At 67.4% G+C, this 19,392-nt stretch carries 19 protein-coding genes and 1 tRNA gene; 16 read left to right on the forward strand and 4 right to left on the reverse strand.

Annotated elements, in window-relative coordinates; all coding sequences use genetic code 11:
- Nucleotides 1-135 precede the first annotated feature (135 nt).
- From ATO3_RS21370 to ATO3_RS21395, 6 genes are all read left to right on the forward strand, one after another.
- On the forward strand, nt 136-1,158 hold the full coding sequence (locus ATO3_RS21370) for a sugar ABC transporter substrate-binding protein (protein ID WP_088651963.1): 1,023 nt from the start codon (nt 136-138) through the stop codon (nt 1,156-1,158).
- A gap of 100 nt (nt 1,159-1,258) precedes the next feature.
- Nucleotides 1,259-2,326, forward strand: a complete 1,068-nt coding sequence (locus ATO3_RS21375; RefSeq protein WP_088651940.1) for an ABC transporter permease — start codon at nt 1,259-1,261, stop codon at nt 2,324-2,326.
- 124 nt (nt 2,327-2,450) lie between these two features.
- Complete coding sequence (locus ATO3_RS21380; protein ID WP_088651941.1) at nt 2,451-3,230, forward strand: ATP-binding cassette domain-containing protein; 780 nt, start codon at nt 2,451-2,453, stop codon at nt 3,228-3,230.
- Nucleotides 3,227-3,847 (forward strand): nucleoside/nucleotide kinase family protein, encoded by a 621-nt coding sequence (locus ATO3_RS21385; RefSeq protein ID WP_088651942.1) that lies wholly within the window; start codon nt 3,227-3,229, stop codon nt 3,845-3,847. Before ATO3_RS21380 ends, ATO3_RS21385 begins: the two co-directional genes overlap by 4 nt.
- Entirely contained in the window at nt 3,844-4,770 is a 927-nt protein-coding gene (locus ATO3_RS21390; RefSeq protein WP_088651943.1) for a carbohydrate kinase family protein, read from the forward strand. Before ATO3_RS21385 ends, ATO3_RS21390 begins: the two co-directional genes overlap by 4 nt.
- Nucleotides 4,771-4,805: 35 nt before the next feature.
- Entirely contained in the window at nt 4,806-5,477 is a 672-nt protein-coding gene (locus ATO3_RS21395) for a D-lyxose/D-mannose family sugar isomerase (RefSeq protein ID WP_088651944.1), read from the forward strand.
- Between the two features lie 121 nt (nt 5,478-5,598).
- On the opposite strand, the gene ATO3_RS21400 is transcribed toward ATO3_RS21395, so the two are convergent.
- Entirely contained in the window at nt 5,599-6,336 is a 738-nt protein-coding gene (locus ATO3_RS21400) for an N-formylglutamate amidohydrolase (RefSeq protein ID WP_088651945.1), read from the reverse strand.
- Nucleotides 6,337-6,453: 117 nt separating this feature from the next.
- On the opposite strand from ATO3_RS21400, the gene pyk reads away from it, so the two are divergent.
- The 4 genes from pyk to rplT all read left to right on the forward strand — a co-directional run bounded on the left by pyk (nt 6,454) and on the right by rplT (nt 8,947).
- Nucleotides 6,454-7,902: a pyruvate kinase gene (gene pyk / locus ATO3_RS21405; protein ID WP_088651946.1), complete on the forward strand. Its 1,449-nt coding sequence runs from the start codon at nt 6,454-6,456 to the stop codon at nt 7,900-7,902.
- A gap of 28 nt (nt 7,903-7,930) precedes the next feature.
- Complete coding sequence (locus ATO3_RS21410; protein WP_088651947.1) at nt 7,931-8,155, forward strand: hypothetical protein; 225 nt, start codon at nt 7,931-7,933, stop codon at nt 8,153-8,155.
- A 207-nt stretch (nt 8,156-8,362) separates the two neighbouring features.
- Nucleotides 8,363-8,563 (forward strand): 50S ribosomal protein L35, encoded by a 201-nt coding sequence (gene rpmI / locus ATO3_RS21415; RefSeq protein WP_088651948.1) that lies wholly within the window; start codon nt 8,363-8,365, stop codon nt 8,561-8,563.
- An 18-nt stretch (nt 8,564-8,581) separates the two neighbouring features.
- Nucleotides 8,582-8,947, forward strand: a complete 366-nt coding sequence (gene rplT, locus ATO3_RS21420) for a 50S ribosomal protein L20 (RefSeq protein ID WP_088651949.1) — start codon at nt 8,582-8,584, stop codon at nt 8,945-8,947.
- A 122-nt stretch (nt 8,948-9,069) separates the two neighbouring features.
- Here the strand turns inward: rplT and ATO3_RS21425 are convergent, their stop codons facing one another.
- A complete protein-coding gene (locus ATO3_RS21425; protein WP_088651950.1) occupies nt 9,070-10,200 on the reverse strand; it encodes a serine hydrolase domain-containing protein in 1,131 nt (376 codons plus the stop codon).
- Nucleotides 10,201-10,335: 135 nt separating this feature from the next.
- Here ATO3_RS21425 and pheS point away from each other — a divergent pair, with 135 nt between their 5' ends.
- From pheS to ATO3_RS21450, 5 genes are all read left to right on the forward strand, one after another.
- Nucleotides 10,336-11,409: a phenylalanine--tRNA ligase subunit alpha gene (gene pheS / locus ATO3_RS21430; protein WP_088651951.1), complete on the forward strand. Its 1,074-nt coding sequence runs from the start codon at nt 10,336-10,338 to the stop codon at nt 11,407-11,409.
- Nucleotides 11,406-11,810 carry a cupin domain-containing protein gene (locus tag ATO3_RS21435; protein ID WP_088651952.1) on the forward strand — a complete coding sequence of 135 codons (405 nt, stop codon included), beginning with the start codon at nt 11,406-11,408 and terminating at the stop codon, nt 11,808-11,810. The genes pheS and ATO3_RS21435 overlap by 4 nt, the downstream gene beginning before the upstream one ends.
- Nucleotides 11,811-12,106: 296 nt before the next feature.
- Entirely contained in the window at nt 12,107-12,385 is a 279-nt protein-coding gene (locus tag ATO3_RS21440) for a YrhK family protein (RefSeq protein WP_088651953.1), read from the forward strand.
- Nucleotides 12,386-12,558: 173 nt separating this feature from the next.
- The gene (gene pheT, locus ATO3_RS21445) at nt 12,559-14,955 is read left to right on the forward strand and encodes a phenylalanine--tRNA ligase subunit beta (RefSeq protein WP_088651954.1); all 2,397 of its coding nucleotides are present in this window, start codon (nt 12,559-12,561) and stop codon (nt 14,953-14,955) included.
- Between the two features lie 137 nt (nt 14,956-15,092).
- Nucleotides 15,093-17,021 (forward strand): DUF3604 domain-containing protein, encoded by a 1,929-nt coding sequence (locus ATO3_RS21450; protein ID WP_088651955.1) that lies wholly within the window; start codon nt 15,093-15,095, stop codon nt 17,019-17,021.
- A 117-nt stretch (nt 17,022-17,138) separates the two neighbouring features.
- Here ATO3_RS21450 and ATO3_RS21455 read toward each other — a convergent pair whose 3' ends face one another.
- Both ATO3_RS21455 and ATO3_RS21460 read right to left on the reverse strand, forming a co-directional pair.
- Nucleotides 17,139-18,098: an acetamidase/formamidase family protein gene (locus tag ATO3_RS21455; protein WP_088651956.1), complete on the reverse strand. Its 960-nt coding sequence runs from the start codon at nt 18,096-18,098 to the stop codon at nt 17,139-17,141.
- 212 nt (nt 18,099-18,310) lie between these two features.
- Nucleotides 18,311-18,385, reverse strand: a tRNA-Gly gene (locus ATO3_RS21460).
- A 67-nt stretch (nt 18,386-18,452) separates the two neighbouring features.
- On the opposite strand from ATO3_RS21460, the gene ATO3_RS21465 reads away from it, so the two are divergent.
- On the forward strand, nt 18,453-19,262 hold the full coding sequence (locus tag ATO3_RS21465) for a TIGR01458 family HAD-type hydrolase (protein ID WP_269845424.1): 810 nt from the start codon (nt 18,453-18,455) through the stop codon (nt 19,260-19,262).
- The last annotated feature ends 130 nt before the right edge of the window (nt 19,263-19,392 follow it).

A 19,392-nucleotide genomic window follows, 5' to 3' on the forward strand; every position in this document is an offset into this window, starting at 1 on the left:
GTGTGCCGCTCCCGCTTTAATAAATCAAGTTTAGTTATTAATTGACAGGGCCGGGGGAATCGCCTTTCCTGAGGCGCAGCGCAGATGGGGCCGGAGGAGGCGCCCCTGCGTCGATATCACGTCTGGGAGGACATCATGAAGAAACTGCTGATGGGAACCGCCTGTGCCCTTCTGGCCAGCGCCGGTGCCGCGATGGCAGCCGGGCACGAGCCGGTCTCGGCCTGCCTGATCACCAAGACCGACACCAACCCGTTCTTCGTCAAGATGCGCGAAGGGGCCACGGCCAAGGCCGAGGAGCTGGGGATCGAATTGTCGAGCTACGCCGGCAAGATCGACGGCGACCATGAAACCCAGGTGGCCGCGATCGAGACCTGCATCGCCAACGGGGCCAAGGGGATCCTGCTGACCGCCTCCGATACCTCGTCCATCGTGCCGGTGGTCGAACAGGCGCGCGACGCCGGCATCCTGGTGATCGCGCTCGACACGCCGCTGGATCCCATCGAGGCCGCGGACATGACCTTTGCCACCGACAATTTCCTTGCCGGCGAGCTGATCGGCCAGTGGGCCGCCGCCACGCTGGGCGATGATGCGGCGGATGCGCGGATCGCCATGCTGGACCTGGGCATCAGCCAGCCGACCGTGGGCGTCCTGCGCGACCAGGGCTTCCTGACCGGTTTCGGCATCGACGTGAAGGACCCCGACAAATGGGGCGACGAGGACGATCCGCGCATCGTCGGCAACGACGTCACCGCCGGCAACCAGGAAGGCGGCCGCAAGGCGATGGAGAACCTGCTTGCCAAGGATCCCACCATCAACGTCGTCTACACGATCAACGAACCCGCCGCCGCCGGCGCCTACGAGGCGCTCAAGGCCATGGGCCGCGAGAACGACGTGCTGATCGTTTCGGTCGATGGCGGCTGCCCGGGGGTAGAGAACATCAAGGAAGGCGTGATCGGCGCCACCTCGCAGCAATACCCGCTGCTGATGGCCTCCAAGGGGATCGAGGCGATCGCCGCATGGGCCAAGGACGGCGTGAAACCCGAGGCGACCGAGGGCAAGGCCTTCTTCGACACCGGCGTCGCGCTTGTGACGGACCAGCCGGCCGAGGGCGTCACATCGATCGACACCGACAAGGGCATGGAGCTCTGCTGGGGCTGAGTTGTCCCGATGACCCGGGGCAGGGGCGGCGCGGACCGCCCCTGTCCTTCCCGTTCCATGATAGACTGGCCGACATCGACGCGGTGCAGGGGAGGCAGTGATGTCGAAGACCGAGAATTACGAGGACGCGGTCTCGCGCGCCTCGTCCGACGTGGCCTCGTTCGACGAGCACGAGAAGGGGCTGTTCGGCCGCTTCCACCATCTACTTCATACAACGCCGGCGCTGGTGCCGCTGATCGTCCTTGTCGCGGCGATCGTGATCTTCGGGCTGGTGCTGGGATCGAAATTCTTCTCGCCCTTCGCGCTGACGCTGATCCTGCAGCAGGTGCAGATCGTGGGCGTTCTGGCGGCGGCGCAGTCGCTGATCATCCTGACGGCGGGCATCGACCTGAGCGTCGGCGCGATTGCGGTGCTGTGTTCGGTGGTGATGGGCAAGATCACCTTCGACTACGGCCTGCCGCCCTTCATCGCCGTGGTGCTGGGCCTGACCGTGGGCACGCTGATCGGCGGGATCAACGGCTGGCTGGTCAGCAAGGTCAAGCTGCCGCCCTTCATCGTGACGCTGGGCATGTGGCAGATCGTGCTGGCGGCCAACTACCTGTATTCCGCGAATGAAACCATCCGCGCCCAGGAAATCGAAGAGCAGGCGCCATTCCTGCAGTTCCTTGGCACCACCTTCGACGTGGGCGGCGCGCGGCTGACCCTGGGGGTGATCGCCATGGTCGTGCTGGTGGGGGCGCTGGCCTATGCCCTGCGCGCCACCGCCTGGGGGCGCCACGTCTATGCCGTCGGCGACGACCCCGAAGCGGCCGAGCTGGCGGGCGTCAGCGTCCACCGCACGCTGATGTCGGTCTACATGCTGGTGGGCTTCATCTGCGCGCTGGCCGGCTGGGTGATGATCGGCCGCTTCGGCTCGGTCTCGCCCTCGGCGACCACCGGGGTGATCGGCAACATCCAGGCGATCACCGCCGTGGTGATCGGCGGGATATCCCTCTTCGGCGGGCGCGGCTCGATCCTCGGCGCCTTCTTCGGCGCGCTGATCGTCGGCGTGTTCGAACTGGGCCTGCGCATGGCCGGGGCCAACCCGCAATGGACCTTCCTGCTGATCGGCGTGCTGATCATCGGTGCCGTGGCGGTGGACCAGTGGATCCGGAAGGTGTCGGCATGACACCTTTCTCCAGCCCCGCGGCGAAGCCGCCACCGATACCCCATCGCGTCAGCGATGCCTCGGCGGCGCAGCCGCCCGCCCCCGGAACCGCCCCCGAAGCCCTGTCGGAAAGGAGCGAAGCGACATGACCGACCCCATCCTCAAGGCGCGTGGCCTCGTCAAACGCTATGGCCGGGTCACAGCGCTCGACCATTGCGACTTCGACCTGATGCCGGGCGAGATCCTCGCCGTGATCGGCGACAACGGCGCCGGCAAGTCCACCCTGATCAAGGCGATCTCGGGCGCTGTCGTCCCGGACGGCGGCGAGATCTGGCTCGAAGGCAAGCCGGTGCGCTTCACCTCGCCCATCCAGGCGCGCGAGCACGGGATCGAGACGGTCTACCAGACGCTGGCAATGTCCCCGGCGCTGTCGATCACGGACAACATGTTCATGGGCCGCGAGCTGCGCCGCCCCGGCTGGCGCGGCTCTCTCCTGCGGCAGCTGGATCGCCCGAAGATGGAAAGGATCGCGCGCGAGAAGCTGTCGGACCTCGGGCTGATGACGATCCAGAACATCAACCAGGCGGTGGAAACGCTGTCGGGCGGCCAGCGCCAGGGCGTGGCCGTGGCCCGCGCGGCGGCCTTCGGATCCCGCGTCATCATCCTTGACGAGCCCACCGCCGCGCTGGGCGTGAAGGAAAGCCGCCGGGTGCTGGAGCTGATCCTCGACGTGAGATCCCGGGGCATCCCGATCATCCTGATCAGCCACAACATGCCCCATGTCTTCGAAGTCGCCGACCGGATCCATGTCCACCGGCTGGGCAAGCGGCTGTGCGTGATCGACCCCAAGGACCATTCGATGTCCGATGCCGTCGCCTACATGACCGGGGCCGATACCCCGCCGGAGGCGATGCAGCCCGCATGAGCCGCAGACTGTCCGACTTCGATGCGCTGGTCGCCGCCTGCGCCGTGCCCGCGCGCGGCGCCCGGCGGCTGATCGCCCTGGCCGGCCCGCCGGCCAGCGGCAAATCCACCCTCGCCCCCCGCCTGGCGGATGCGCTGGGCGGCGCCGTGGTGCCGATGGACGGCTTCCACCTCGACGACACCCTTCTCGAACCGCGCGGCCTCCTGCCCCGCAAGGGCGCGCCCGAGACCTTCGACCAGCGCGGTTTTGCCCGCTTCATCGCCGATCTGGCGACCGGCGGAGAGGTCTTTCACCCCACCTTTGACCGCACGCGCGAGATCGCCATCGCCCAGTCCGGCGTCGTGCCGGCGGAATGCGACACGGTGGTGGTCGAGGGCAATTACCTGCTGCTCGACGCGCCCGGCTGGCGCGAGCTGGCCGCGCGCTGGGATCTTTCCGTCTACCTGCCCGTTGATCCGGAGGTGCTGGAACAGCGCCTGATCGCCCGCTGGCTGGGCCATGGTCTGCCGGAGCAGGCCGCCCGGGCCAAGGCGATGGACAACGACATCCCCAATGGCGCGCGCGTGGCCGCCGCGCTACTGGATCCGGACATCACCTATACGGACACGCTCCCATGATCCTCTGTTGCGGCGAAGCCCTGATCGACCTCATCCCCGAAGCCCGCACCCGCGTGCCCCACGTGGGCGGCGCGGTGCTGAACACCGCCGTGGCCCTGGGGCGTCTGGGCGAGGAGGTGGCGATGCTCACCGGCCTGTCCTCGGACGAATACGGCCGCCTGATCGAAGAGCACGGCGCGGCCAGCCACGTGGATTTCGCGCCCTCGGTGCGCTCGGACCGGCCGACCACGCTGGCCGTGGTCACGCTGGTCGACGGGCAGGCCACCTATGAGTTCCGCGACGAAGGCTCGGCCCTGCGCGACATCGAGGTCGCGGACATGCCGGACCCGCCCGCCGGCACGACGGCCATGGTCTTCGGCGGCATCAGCCTGATCAACCCGCCGGTGGCCGACAGCCTCGCGGATTACTGCCGCCACCATGCCGACCGGGCGCTGGTCATGCTCGACGTCAACATCCGCCCCGATTTCGTGACCGAGCCCATGGCCTACCGCGCCCGCCTTGCCGCGATGCTGGCGGTGACGGATGTGCTGAAGGTTTCGGACGAGGACCTGGCCTGGCTCCTGCCCGATGATGGCAGCCTGGACGAGATCTTTGCCCGGCTGCTGGAGCTCGGGCCCCGCATGATCGTCATGACGCGCGGGGCCGAGGGCGCGGTGGCGGTCACCGCCTCGGGCCTGTCGGTCGAGGTGGCGAGCCCCGAGGCGCAGGTGGCCGACACGGTGGGCGCGGGGGATACGTTCAACGCGGGGCTGCTGTCGGGGCTGCGCCGGGTCGGGCGGCTCGACAAGCAGGGGCTTTCGGAGCTATCCGAGATCGAGCTTGCCGAGGCCCTGTCGCTTGGCACCCGCGCCGCCGCGGTGACCGTGTCGCGCGCCGGGCCGAACCCGCCCTGGGCGAGCGAGCTGAACCTGACCGAAACCTGATACTGCCCCAAACCTGAGACTGGCGGAGCCCCGAGATGCAACGATCCGACGTCAACGAGATCCTGAAACGGTCCGAGTCCTTCATCCGCGGCTTCGGCCACTACCTGCCACCCTTCGCCGACTGGACGCCCGAACGTATCCTCGGCCCCGACGGCGACCAGATCCGCGAGAGGCGGCTGGGCTGGGACATCACCGATTACGGGCTGGGCAAGTTCGAGGAGCTGGGCCTGGTGCTGTTCACCACGCGCAACGGCGATCTCGGCCAGATGGCCGCGGGGCGGGGGATGCTTTATGCCGAGAAGGCGATGATCTCGGGCGTGGACCAGATTTCGCCCATGCACCGGCACGACCTGAAGACCGAGGATATCATCAACCGCGGCGGCGGTGACCTGGTGCTGGAGCTGTTCACGGCCGCGCCCGACGGGTCGATCGACCGCGAGGCGCCGGTGGAGGTGCGCTCGGACGGGGTGCTGGTGACGATGGAGGCGGGCGGGCATCTGCGCCTGGCGCCGGGGGCCTCGGTCACGCTGGAGCCCACGACGTGGCACGCCTTCTGGGCGGAGAAGGCGCCCTGCCTGATCTGCGAGGTCTCGACCGTGAACGACGACGAGACGGACAACATCTTCGAGGCGCCGATCGGGCGGTTTCCGACGGTGGAGGAAGACGAGCCGGCGTGGCGCCTGATGGTGTCGGATTATCCGGCCTGACGGCCGGAGCCTCCGGCGGGAGGTATTTCTGCAAAGATGAAGAGGGGGCGGCGCGCCCTTGAGGCGGCGGGGGCTTGTCCTGGCCGGGGTGCAGGTGCCGCCGGGCCGGCGCTGTCGGCTTTCAGTGGCCGCAGGTCTCCAGCGCCCGCTCCAGCAGTGGGGCCAGGCGGGTTGCCCAGGCGCGCTGGCCGGCGTGATCGGCGATCAGGTCATTGCGCAGCTCGATCAGCACATTGGCGCGGCCGCGGGCCAGGGCGTGGCGGTCGATGGCGTCGCCGGGCAGATGCCCGCCGTAGGGCTCGTTTTCGCCCACGATCAGGTCGCCCTCGGCACGGAGCTCGTTCAGCAGCGCCTCGGCCAGGGGATTTACGCCGGCATGCAGCACGCCGATGTGCCACGGGCGGGGCGGGCGGCCGCGCAACTGGCGAGTGAAGCTGTGGATGGAGAGCAGGACGGCGTCATCGGGGGCCATCATCTCGGCCAGGACGCGGTCGTAGGGGCGGTAGAATTCGGCCAGGCGCCGTTCGCGTTCGACGGCGTCGGCATGGCGGTTGGCGGGGATGATCGTACCGTCGTAGAGCTTCATCAGCAGCGTCGGATCGTCCTCGCCCCGGTTCGGGTCGATCACCAGCCGCGAGAAGTTGGCGCCCGCCACCGGCGCGTCCAGGCGCTCTCCCAGGATCTGGCTGACGCCCCAGGCGCCGACGTCATAGGCGATGTGCCGGGCCATGTCGGTTTCGGGCAGGCCAAGGTCGCCGCCGCAGACCGACGGCGGAACCACGTTGCTGGCATGGTCGCAGGTGATGCGCCAGCGCGAGAGCCGGGCCCCGCCCAGCCGGAAAAACGGTGTATATGTCATGTGCCTGTCACTTGTTCGATCATTTGTGTAGGCCAATTGCTTGGGGATGGAAATTGCTGTGGAAACCGTCTAGACCCTCGTTTGCGGTAACAGGCCTGAACGGGGAGCAGTAGGCGCATGATCCGAAATCGTAGAGTGAAAGTCGTTGCGACGTTGGGGCCTGCCTCCAACGACTACGACACCATACGCAAGCTGCACGAGGCGGGCGCGGATGTCTTCCGGCTGAACATGAGCCACGGCACCCATGAGGATATCAAGGCACGCCATGCGATCATCCGCCAGGTCGAGGAGGACCTGGAGAGCACGATCGCGATCCTCGCCGACCTGCAGGGGCCGAAGCTGCGCGTGGGTACTTTTGCGAACGGTTCCGAAGACCTGGAGGAAGGCGCGGAATTCCGGCTGGATCTCGATGGTGACACGCCCGGTGACATCAACCGGGTCAACCTGCCGCACCCCGAGATCTTTGCCGCGCTGGAGCCCGGCGCCCGCCTGCTGGTCAACGACGGCAAGATCCGCCTGCGGGTCGATTCCTGCGGCGACGATTATGCCAATTGCACCGTGATCGCCGGCGGCACGATTTCCGACCGCAAGGGCGTGAACGTGCCGGACGTGATCCTGCCGCTGGCCGCGCTGACCCGCAAGGACCGCAAGGACCTGGAATTCGCCTGCCAGCTGGGCGTCGACTGGCTGGCGCTGTCCTTCGTGCAGCGCCCCGAGGACGTGCAGGAGGCCCGTGGCCTGGTCGGCGTGCGCGCCAACATCATGGTCAAGGTCGAGAAACCCGCCGCGGTCGAGAACTTCGACGAGATCCTCGCGGTCTGCGACGGCATCATGGTGGCGCGCGGCGACCTGGGCGTGGAACTGCCCGTCCATGCCGTGCCGCCGATCCAGAAGCGCCTGGTGCGCAAGTGCCGCGCCGCGGCAAAGCCTGTCGTCATCGCCACCCAGATGCTGGAAAGCATGATCGAAAGCCCGATGCCCACCCGGGCCGAGGTTTCGGACGTGGCGACCGCGATCTACGAGGGCGCCGACGCGGTGATGCTGTCGGCCGAATCGGCGGCCGGTCAGTACCCGGTGCAGGCGGTCACGACGATGGACAACGTCGCCCGCGAGGTCGAGGCCGACCCGAATTACATGAAGATCATCGCCGCCTCGCGCGAGGGGCGCGAGCATGGCGTGGCCGACGGCATCGTCGCCGCCGCGCGCGAGATCGCCGAGACGACGGACGTCAAGGCGATCGTCGCCTATACCCAGTCGGGCACCACCGCCCTGCTGACGGCGCGCGAACGGCCCACCGTGCCGATCATCGCGATGACCAACATGCAATCCACCGCGCGGCAGCTGGCGCTGACCTGGGGCACGACCCCGGTCATGACCGAGCAGCTGACCCGCTTCAAGATGGCCGTGGTCAACGCGGTGCGCGCCGCGATCCAGACGGGATATGCCACGGAATCGGACCAGATCGTGGTCACCGCCGGTGTGCCCTTCAACGTGGCCGGCACGACGAACATCCTGCGCGTCGCCCCCTGTGACGAGCGCATGATTTATTATATGGACCCGGGTTGAACACCGTTTCCGAAGACGAGGAGATGTGATGGACCCTGATCTTTCGCTTGTGATCGGCATCCTGCTGGCCGGCTTGGCCATTCCGGGTGTCCTGGCCGCGCTGGTCGACCGGCGCGTGCCGAAACTGCCGGTGGTGATGGCCGCCGGCGGCGCCTACCTGATCTATCGGGCGGTGACCACATTGCCCGGGGGCTTCAGCTGGCCGGACGTGCCCAATGCGTTTATCGACGTGATCGCCCGCGTGATCACCTGACACGTGGCCGGCCGGCCGCCCGCTTCGCCGGGCCGGCCGTGCCGGGACGCTGACCGCGGCGTTACCTGTCGCGAAATCCCGCAATTCCGCGCGCCAGGGCTTGCCAGCCCCGCGCGACGCCTGTAAAGGGCGCCTCTCGTCTGCGCGGCCGGCCAAAGCGGCATGCCGAGTCGCGTGTAACGGACCCAACGTTTCGAGGAGACCGAAATGCCCAAGATGAAGACCAAGTCGAGCGCCAAGAAGCGCTTCAAGGTGACCGGCACCGGCAAGGTGCTGGCAGGCCAGGCGGGTAAGCGCCACGGCATGATCAAGCGCCACAAGAAATTCATCCGCGACGCGCGCGGCATGACAACCCTGTCTGCCCCCGACGCCAAGATCGTCAAGGGCTACATGCCCTACGACCGCTGATCGAAGGAGGCTTAGAACATGTCCCGCGTCAAAAGTGGTACCGTCACCCACGCCCGTCACAAGAAGGTCATCAAGGCTGCGAAAGGCTACTACGGCCGCCGCAAGTCGAACTTCAAGACCGCAACCCAGGCCGTCGACAAGGCCAACCAGTATGCAACCCGCGACCGCAAGAACCGCAAGCGCAACTTCCGCGCGCTGTGGATCCAGCGGATCAACGCCGCCGTGCGTGCCCATGATGAAGGCCTGACCTACTCGCGCTTCATCAACGGCCTGACGCTGGCCGGCATCGAGGTGGACCGCAAGGTCCTGGCCGACCTGGCCGTGCACGAGCCCGAGGCGTTCAACGCCATCGTCGACCAGGCGAAGGGCGCGCTGCCCGCCTGATCCGGCACTGCCGGGATCCCGGGGCGCGCAGTCCCGGGAACAGACACCATTCAAGGGGCATGCAGGCCGACCGCCTGCGTGCCCCTTTCGCGTTTGGCGGCCGCAGGGACGCGCCCCCGCGCCTAGATCGCGGCGTAGACCGCGCGTTCAAAGCCGTCATAGGCCCGCCAGGCGCCGGGCTCGACGAAGGGCAGTAGCTGGGTCATGAAGACCGCCGCGATCCCGCGCGCAGGATCGATCCAGTAATGCGTGTTGCAGATCCCCGCCCAGCCCAGGCTGCCCGCGGAACGTTTGCCGGGCACATCCGCCTCGACCCGCATGAAGCCGACCGAATGCGTCGCGGGCAGGCCGGGGAACAGATCCACGTCCGCCGTCATCCACGGCATGACGCTGTGCATCTTCTGCACCGTCACCCCCTCCATCTGGTCGGCGCAGAACGTCTCGACCGCCTGTGGCGACAGCACGCGCGACCCGTCCAGCTCCCCGCCGTTCAGGATCATCCGCAGGAACCGCATGTAATCGGGCGCCGTGGAATACAGCGCATGCCCCATCCCGTAGAATTCCGGCTCCGACGGCGGTGCAAGCTCCAGCGCCTCGAACCCGCCATCGGCGGTGCGGCGAAAGACCGGGGCAAGCCGGTGCGCGCGTCCCTCGATCTCGAAGACGGTGTCGCCCATGCCCAGCGGCTCAAGGATCTCCTCGGCGCAGAACCGGTCGATGCGGCGGCCGTCCACGCGCTCCACCAGGCGGCCAAGCCAGTCCGAGGATATACCGTAGCCCCAGCGCGTGCCCGGCTCGAAGGTCAGCGGATGACCGGCCAGCGCGCTCAGCCGGCCGGTGCCGGCCCGGGGCACACCGGCGTGTTTGGCATAGGCGCGCACGTCGGCGTTCCACATGTCGTATTCCACTCCGGCGCGATGGGTCGCCAGGTGCCGGATCGTGGCCCTGTTGCGGGGCCTCGACAGGATCGGCGTCTCACCCTCCCAGCCGGTCAGCAGGGGCAGGCTGTCCCATTCGGGCAGCACCTCTGCCACGGGGGTGTCAAGGCTCAGCTGCCCGCGGTCGATCAGGATCATCGCGGCCAGCGCGCCGATCGCCTTGGTCATGGAATAGATGCGAAAGACCGATCCCGCCCCGGTGCCGCCGGCAGCGCCGCTCCAGGTGATGCCACGGGCGGTGCCGGTCATGGCCACCGCATGGGGCACGTCGCCCCGTTCGACCGCCTGCGTCAGCGCCACGTCCAGGCCATTCATCCCGCTCCCCCCCTCTGCAAGGTCCCGCGTCGAAGCCTAGGCAGCGGCGCCGGCCCTGTCCATGCGCACCCCGGCCCTTGCCATCAAGGCCCGCTCTGGGATAGGTCGGCGCGACAGCGAAGGAACGGGACCGACATGGACGATCTCAAGGGCAAATACCTCGGCCAGATTGCCGATGCGGCGGATGAAGCGTCTCTGGAAGCGATCCGCCTGGCGGCTGTCGGCAAGAAGGGCGAAGTCGCGCTGAAAATGCGCGAGCTGGGCAAGATGACGCCCGAGGAACGGCAGGTGGCCGGGCCGCAGCTGAACGCCCTGAAGGACGAGATCAACTCGGCGCTGGCCGCGCGCAAGGCGTCGCTGGCCGATGCCGCGCTCGAAGAGCGGCTGCGCACCGAATGGCTGGACGTGACGCTGCCGTCGCGGCCCGCGCGGCAGGGCACGCTGCATCCGATTTCCCAGGTGACCGAAGAGGTCACGGCGATCTTCGCCGAGATGGGCTTTGCCGTGGCCGAAGGCCCGCGGATCGACACCGACTGGTACAATTTCGACGCGCTGAACATCCCCTCGCACCACCCGGCCCGGGCCGAGATGGATACGTTCTACATGCACCGCAAGGACGGCGACAACCGCCCGCCGCATGTGCTGCGCACCCATACCTCGCCGGTGCAGATCCGCACGATGGAAGAGATGGGCGCGCCGCTGCGCATCATCTGTCCGGGCGGCGTCTATCGCGCCGATTACGATCAGACCCATACGCCGATGTTCCACCAGGTCGAAGGGCTTGCGCTGGACCGCGATATCTCGATGGCCAACCTGAAATGGGTGCTCGAGGAATTCTTCTCGGCCTATTTCGAGATCGACGGCATCAAGACCCGGTTCCGCGCGTCGCATTTCCCCTTCACCGAACCCTCGGCCGAGGTCGACATCCAGTGTTCCTGGGTCGACGGCCAGCTGCGCATCGGTGAAGGCGACGGCTGGATGGAGGTGCTGGGCTCGGGCATGGTGCATCCCAAGGTGATCGCCGCTGGCGGCATCGACCCCGAGGTCTACCAGGGCTTCGCCTTCGGCATGGGGATCGACCGGATCGCGATGCTGAAATACGGCATCCCCGACCTGCGCGCCTTCTTCGATTCGGATCTGCGCTGGCTGCGGCACTACGGCTTCTCGGCGCTCGACACGCCGACCCTGCACGGCGGGCTGTCCCGGTGATCCGCGCGGCCGCGGCCCTGGCAGTCCTCTGGACGGGCGCCGCCGCGGCCGACGACAGCTATCCGCCGCTCGACGTCCTGCTGCAGACCACGACGACGATCCTGGGTCAGCCGATCGCCTACCCCGGGGGCCAGGCGCAGATTACCGCGGCGATCGTGACGATGCAGCCGGGTCAGAAGACCGGCTGGCATGACCACGACGCGCCGCTCTTCGCCTATATCCTCGAAGGCGAGATCACGGTCGATTACGGCCCCCACGGCACGAAGACCTATCGCACGGGCGATGCCCTGGTCGAAGCCCTGGGATCGCGCCACAACGGCGAAAACACAGGGGACGCGCCGATGCGCCTGCTCGCGGTCTTTGCCGGCGCCGAAGGCACGCCCAACACCGTCCCGGAATGACCCTCCCCTTGCGCGGGCAAAGGTGAACACTTTGTAAATACGCGCCCGCAACTCCTTGAAATCCAACAGGCGCCCCGATGTCCCACGCGTGGGACATGTCGCGACGCCCCTGCTTCTTCTTGGCCCAAATACCTCCGCAGGAGGACGGGGGCAGAGCCCCCGCACCGCCCGAAACACGCGCCGGCACAGGTGTTTTCCCGGCCCCGGCCCTGCCACGGACCGCCGGTCCTTGACGCAGGCGCGACCAGCGCCGACCCTGCCAGTGACAGGAACAGGACAGGATTTCGAGGCCCGACATGCTTTTTCAGACCGACCATCGCCACGGCACACATGACCAGCGACGGATCTATGCCTGGTTCGAGATCGCCTACACGATCATCGACTTCGCCGCGGCGACCCTCTTCGTCATCGGCTCGTTCATGTTCCTGTCCGAGGAATGGACGATGACGGGGACCTGGTGCTTCATCGTGGGCTCGTTCTTCTTCGCCGCCAAGCCGACGCTGCGGCTGGTGCGCGAGCTGAAGCTGGCGGCCATGGGGGACGAGGAGGACCTCGCGGAGCGGTTCAGGAGCTGAGGGGCAGGGCCATGCTCGCCGGCCCTGGCAGGCCGGCTCGCGGGCGCGGGCGGTGCTGTCCGGCGGCCCTGCCCGAAGGTCATATCGGGCCCGGCCTGCCACGCCCCCTTTCCCCCCGGGCGCCCTTCCGTTAAACCCCGCCCGGAACTCCCGTTGACCTTGGGCGCAGACACATGAAATTCACGCTTTCCTGGCTGAAGGATCACCTCGAGACCGAGGCGAGCCTGGACGAGATCCTCTACACCCTGACCGACCTCGGTCTGGAGGTCGAGGGCGTCACCAATCCCGCCGACGCGCTCAAGGACTTTACCCTCGGCTTCGTCAAGGCGGCCGAGAAGCATCCCGATGCCGATCGCCTAAATGTCTGCCAGGTGGAGACGGACGAGGGCGTGACCCAGATCATCTGCGGCGCGCCCAATGCGCGGGCCGGGATCACCGTGGTCGTGGCCAAGCCCGGCACCTATGTCCCCGGCATCGACACCACAATCGGCGTCGGCAAGATCCGCGGGATCGAAAGCTTCGGCATGATGTGTTCCGAGCGCGAGATGGAGCTCTCCGAGGAACACGACGGCATCATCGAGCTGCCGTCGGGCGAGGTCGGCCAAAGCTTCACCGACTGGCTGGCCGAACATCAGCCCGCCAAGGTCGACCCGGTGATCGAGATCGCCATCACCCCCAACCGCGCCGACGCGCTGGGCGTGCGCGGCATCGCCCGCGACCTGGCCGCGCGGGGGCTGGGCCGGCTGATCGACAAGCCGGTGGACCCGGTGGCGGGCACCTACGAGAGCCCGGTCAAGGTGAGCATCGACGAGGATACGCTGGACGGTTGTCCGCTGTTCACCGGCCGCGTCATTCGCGGTGTCCGGAACGGACCCAGCCCGCAATGGCTGCAGGACCGTCTGAAGGCGATCGGCCTGCGCCCGATCTCGGCGCTGGTGGACATCACCAATTTCTTCACCTTCGACCAGAACCGCCCCCTGCATGTCTTCGATGCCGACAAGGTCAAGGGCAACCTGCGGGTGCATCGCGCCAGGGGTGGAGAGACGCTGCAGGCGCTGGACGAGAAGGAATATACCTTCGAGCCGGGCATGATGGTGATCTCGGATGACGAAGGGCCGGAAAGCATCGGCGGCATCATGGGCGGCGATCCGACCGGCGTGACCGACGAGACTACCAATGTCTTCCTGGAAAGTGCCTTCTGGGATGTCGTCCAGATCGCGATGACCGGCCGCGCGCTGAAGATCAATTCCGACGCGCGCTATCGTTTCGAGCGCGGCGTGGATCCCGAATTCACCGAACCGGGGCTGGAGGCCGCGACGGCGATGATCCTCGACCTCTGCGGGGGCGAGCCGTCCGAGGTCGTGATCGCGGGCGCCGTGCCGGACCATGCCCGCGCCTACAAGCTGGACACCGACCGGGTGCAAAGCCTTGTCGGCATGGAGATCGCACCCGAGACCCAGCGCGAGACGCTGACGGCGCTCGGCTTCCGGCTGGAGGGCGACATGGCCCATGTGCCCAGCTGGCGCCCGGATGTGCAGGGCTCGGCCGACCTGGTCGAAGAGGTCGCGCGGATCGCCTCGCTGACCGGGTTGCAGGGCAAGCCTCTGCCGCGGCTGGATCCCGGCGTGCCAAAACCGGTTCTGACCGATGCACAGAAGCGCATGGGCATTGCGCGGCGCCAGGTGGCGGCGCTTGGCTACAACGAATGCGTCACCTATTCCTTCATCGATCAGGCCTCGGCCGCGCTGTTCGGCGGCGGCACCGAAGAGACGATGCTGGAAAACCCGATCTCGTCCGACATGTCGCACATGCGTCCGGCGCTGCTGCCCGGCCTGCTGCAGGCCGCGGCGCGCAACCAGGCGCGCGGGTTCATGGATCTGGCGCTGTTCGAATGCGGCCCGGCCTTTCACGGCGGCGAGCCGGGCGAGCAGCACAACCTGGTGACCGGCCTGCTGATCGGCCGCACCGGGCCCAGGGATGTGCATGGCGCGGCGCGCGCCGTGGATGTCTATGACGTCAAGGCGGATGCCGAGGCGGTGCTGGCCGCCCTTGGCGCGCCGGCCAAGGTCCAGATCCTGCGCGGCGCGCAGGACTGGTGGCACCCGGGCCGTCACGGCAAGATCTGCCTCGGCCCCAAGAAGGTGCTGGGCATCTTCGGCGAACTGCACCCCAAGGTGCTGACCGCGATGGACATCAAGGGCCCGGCCATGGCCTTCACCCTCTGGCCCGACGCGATCCCGGCGCCGCGCAAGTCCGGCGCCACGCGCTCGGCGCTGGCCCTGCACGACCTGCAGGCGGTGGAGCGCGATTTCGCCTTCGTCGTCGATGCCGAGGTCGAGGCGCTGACGCTGGTCAACGCGGCACAGGGCGCCGACAAGGCGCTGATCTCGGACGTGCGGGTCTTCGACGAATTCATCGGCGGCTCGCTGGGCGAGGGCAAGAAATCCCTGGCCATCGCCGTGCGGCTTCAGCCGACCGAGAAGACGCTGACCGATGCCGATATCGAGGCGGTGTCGAAGAAGATCGTCGAGAAGGTGACCAAGGCCACCGGCGGCGAATTGCGCGGCTGAGACGACGCCCGGTGCGGCGGCTGACAGGCCGCCGCAGGGATCGCCCGCCCGGGCCAGAGGTTGCGCAGGTCCGAAATTCGGACGAAACGCGCAAATCATGGTAGACTGCACCACGTGTTCCAGAACGCAGGTGCCACATGACCTTTTCCCTTCGCTTGACCCTGTTCGCGGGCGCGGCTGTTCTTGCCACGCCCGCCGCCGCGCAGCAGGCCGCGGTCACCACAGATGCCGGAACCATCGACCCGGCGCGGATCGAACGGTTCTTCGGCCAGCCGGCCTATTCGCCCTACGCCGGCCGCGCCTTTCCCGCACTGCCGCTCTGGGGCGAACAGCACCTGCATACCTCGTGGTCGCCGGATGCCTTTGGCGGCGGCACGCGGGTCGGTCCGGACGATGCCCTGCGCTATGCCAAGGGGGACGAGATCACGTCGAGCACCGGCCAGCCGGTCAAACTCTCGCGGCCCTATGACTGGATGGTCGTGGCCGACCATTCCGATGCGCTCGGCGTCGTGGCCAGCGTCTACGAGGGGGATCCGGCCCTGATGTCGGACCCGGTCCTGAAGGGCTGGCACGACGGCAGGCGGGAAGGCGGCGATGCAGCGATGGCCGTGGTGATGGAGATGATCACGCTGCAGGGGCAGGGAGACCTGCCGCCCGCGATGACCGATCCTACCACCCAGATGGACATGTGGCAGAAGATGACCGAGATCGTCGAGGGCCATGACGACCCGGGCGTCTTCACCGCGCTGATCGGCTATGAATGGACGTCGAACTATGGCGGCGGCAACAACCTGCACCGCAACGTCATCTATCGCGGCAACAAGGCCGAGGCCGACCAGGTGCGCCCGCTGACCACCTTCGACACCGAGCTTCCGCGCGAGCTGTGGGACTGGATGGAGGCCTACGAGGAAAAGACCGGCGGCCGCCTGCTGGCGGTGCCGCACAACGGCAACCTCTCCAACGGGCTGATGTTCGCGACCGAGACCCCGGACGGCCTGCCGATCGACGCCGATTGGGCTGCGCGCCGCGCCCGGTGGGAGCCGCTTTACGAGGTCACCCAGTCCAAGGGCACGTCTGAACAGCACCCGTCGCTCGCCCCGGCGGACGAGTTCGCGGATTTCGAGATCTGGGACAAGGGCAACCTGAACGTGGTGCCCAAGGAGCCGGGGATGATCCCCTTCGAGTACGCCCGCGAGGCGCTGAAGCGGGGGCTCAAGCTGGAGGACGAGCTGGGCGCCAACCCGTTCAAGTTCGGCCTGCTGGGGTCCACCGACGATCACACCGGGATCTCCTCGGCCGAGGAGAACAACTTCTTCGGCAAGTTCCCCGCCAGCGAGCCGGGGCCGGAGCGGTCGACCGGCAATGCCTTTGATTTCGAGGGGCGCACCGTGAAGGACTGGCAGCTTGGCGCCTCGGGCCTCACGGCGGTCTGGGCGACCGAGAACACCCGCGCGGCGATCTGGGACGCGATGAAGCGCAAGGAGGTCTATGGCACCACCGGCTCGCGGATCTTCGTGCGGTTCTTCGGCGGCTGGGACTTCGCGCCGGAGGATGCGCAGCGCCGCGATCCCGCCGTGGTCGGCTATGGAAAGGGCGTGCCGATGGGCGGCGACCTTCCTCCCGCGTCCGACGGCAGCAGCGCGCCAAGCTTCCTCGTGGCGGCGCTGAAGGACCCGATCTCGGGCAACCTGGACCGGATCCAGATCGTGAAGGGCTGGGTCGATGCCGACGGTGATTTGCGCGAGAAGATCTTTGACGTGGCCTGGTCCGGCGACCGGGCGCCGGATGCCGAGGGCAAGGTGCCGCCGGTGGGCGACACGGTGGACGTGGCCGGCGCGACCTGGACCAACACGATCGGCGCGCCGGAACTGATCGCCGTCTGGCAGGATCCGGAGTTCGATCCTGCGCTCAAGGCCTTCTACTATGCCCGCGTGATCGAGATCCCGACCCCCCGCTGGACCGCCTACGACGCGGCCTATTTCGAAGAGTCGGATTTCGCGCCCGAGGTGCCCATGACGGTCACAGAACGGGCCTATACCTCGCCGATCTGGTACGCGCCTGACTAGGACCCGCGGGAACGGGCGTGGGGCAGGGGGCTCCCGCCGGCCCTCTTCACTTGCCGGCCTGCTCGCGATCGCGGATGGCTCTGCTTCATCCGGCCCGAGGGCAGGGTGAGCGGCCCCCTATTCGAACACCGAGCGCGGGAAGTAGAACGACACCACCCAGTTCGGCGCATCCACGATCTCGGATATCCGGAGGTCTCCGCAGGTCGAGACCAGCATGTAGGCCTCGACCGGGGTCATCCCGTGCCGCGCGGTCAGCAGGTCGATCATCCCCGCCACCGCGTCCCGCGCGCCCGTCATCAGGTCCGGGCCCACGCCCGTCGTCACCTCGTATCCCCTGGCGTCCAGGTGCCGCGTGACCGGCCCCGGCGTGGTAAAGCGCGGCATCTTCAGGGGCTCGCCCTTCACCAGGTCCAACGTCAGGACGACGTCCATCGGGCTTTCGATCGCGGTGCCGCAGACCTCGCCATCGCCCTGCGCCGCATGGGTGTCGCCCACGCTGAACAGCGCGCCCGCCACCTCGACCGGCAGGTACAGCTCTGCCCCAGCCGCCAGGTCCCGGATGTCCAGGTTCCCGCCCACCCGGCGCGGCGGGACGATGGAATGCGGCCCGGGCTCGGCCGGGGCGACACCGACCGTGCCCGCAAAGGGCTTCAGCGCGACCTTACCGGTGCTGCCCCAAAGCGCGGGCTCAAGGCTGTCGGCATCATAGGTCCAGATGTTCAGTGCGGCTTCGGTGAACTGGTCCGCCAGCAGCCCGAAGCCCGGGATATTCGCCGTCCACCCCCAGCCCTTGCCGCCTTCGGTGCGCGGCGCGAAGCTGTCCAGCGTGATCTTCAGCACGTCGCCGGGTTCGGCTCCGTCGACGTAGATGGGCCCCGAGACCGGGTTGATCTTGCCAAAGTCCAGCGTCTTCACGTCGCCTGCGGTGGAGGCGGGGCCAAGCTGGCCGGCCGAGCTGTCCTTGCAATGGAAGAGGATGGTGGAGCCCGGCGCGACGGTCTCGACCGGGGCGATCGAATTGTCCCATCCGAAATGGTGCTGCGCGCCGTGGATGGTGTAATCGCAGGCCTTGCACATGGGGTGTCCTTTCGTTGCAATGGTCGTGCCGATGGGACGACCGCAACGCCGCTGCGCCAAGCCTGTTTCGGGGGGACAGAGGCCGGGGACGGGAAGGATGCCCATTTCCTGAGCGGCGACATGGCCTTGCCCCGGCCCAGGCGCAGGCCTTGCAGCATAGTTGCGCCAGGCCGAAGACCGCAGGACGTGAATTGATAACGTGGGAGGTTTCCTGGAGCGGGCGGCGGGAATCGAACCCGCTTCATCAGCTTGGAAGGCTGAGGTAATAGCCAGTATACGACGCCCGCGTCGCAGGGCAGAGAGATATTTCATGGGACTGGGGGCGTCAAGAGCGATAACCGAAGGCAATCGCAGGTGACTGAAACGAATGGAAAATCTGCCTTGATCCGCGGTGTCCTTCTCGACATCGGAGGCGTGTTGTACCAGGGAGGCGAGGTCATCCCGGGCGCGCCCGGGGCTGTGACCCGGCTCCGCGATGCCGGTCTCCGGATCCGCTTTCTCACCAACTCGACGCGTCAGCCCAAACGGCGGATCGTGGAAAAGCTGCGCTCTTTCGGGATCGACGTGGAGCCGGAAGAGGTCATGACGCCTGCCGCTGCTGCCTGCTCCTGGCTCGAAGAGAACAGCCGTTCGCCCCATCTCCTGATCCACCCCGACCTCGAGGAGGATTTTGCCGGCTGTCCTGGCGCGGGCCCGACAGCGGTCGTGGTCGGAGATGCCGGTCCCTGCTTCACCTACGACCGGTTGAACACGGCCTTCAGGGAGATTGACCGTGGAGCGCCGTTCATCGCCCTCGCGGCGAACCGGGTCTTTCGCGACGACGATGGAGAGCTGAGCCTGGATGCCGGCGCCTTCGTCCGCGCGCTGGAGCATGCCAGCGGCAGCGAGGCCCTTTTGATGGGGAAGCCTTCGGCTGCCTTTTTCCTTGCCGGTGTGGCCGGCCTGGGCTGCGATCCGGTGCAGGTTGCCATGGTCGGTGACGATGCCGAGAGCGATGTGGCGGGCGGGTTCAAGGCCGGGCTTGGCATGGGGGTCCTCGTTAAGACCGGGAAGTACCGGGATGGAGACGAGAGTTTTTGCCAGAGCGACAGGGCGCTGACGGTCGAGGATATCGAGGCTGCGGTTGAGGTCATCCTGCAGGAGGCGGGCAGAGCAAGCGTCTGAGAACCCGTTTCTGAGGAATGGTTCGCTGCATCCTTCTATCACCACAGGCCGGTTACCAGACCTTCCCGACGTTCCCATGAGCTACCTCCCAAATTTCGGACACTGACATAAGCTATGATTTGCAGTCTGC

The sequence above is a fragment of the Marinibacterium profundimaris genome, from assembly GCF_002210095.1.
Classification (GTDB): domain Bacteria; phylum Pseudomonadota; class Alphaproteobacteria; order Rhodobacterales; family Rhodobacteraceae; genus Marinibacterium; species Marinibacterium profundimaris.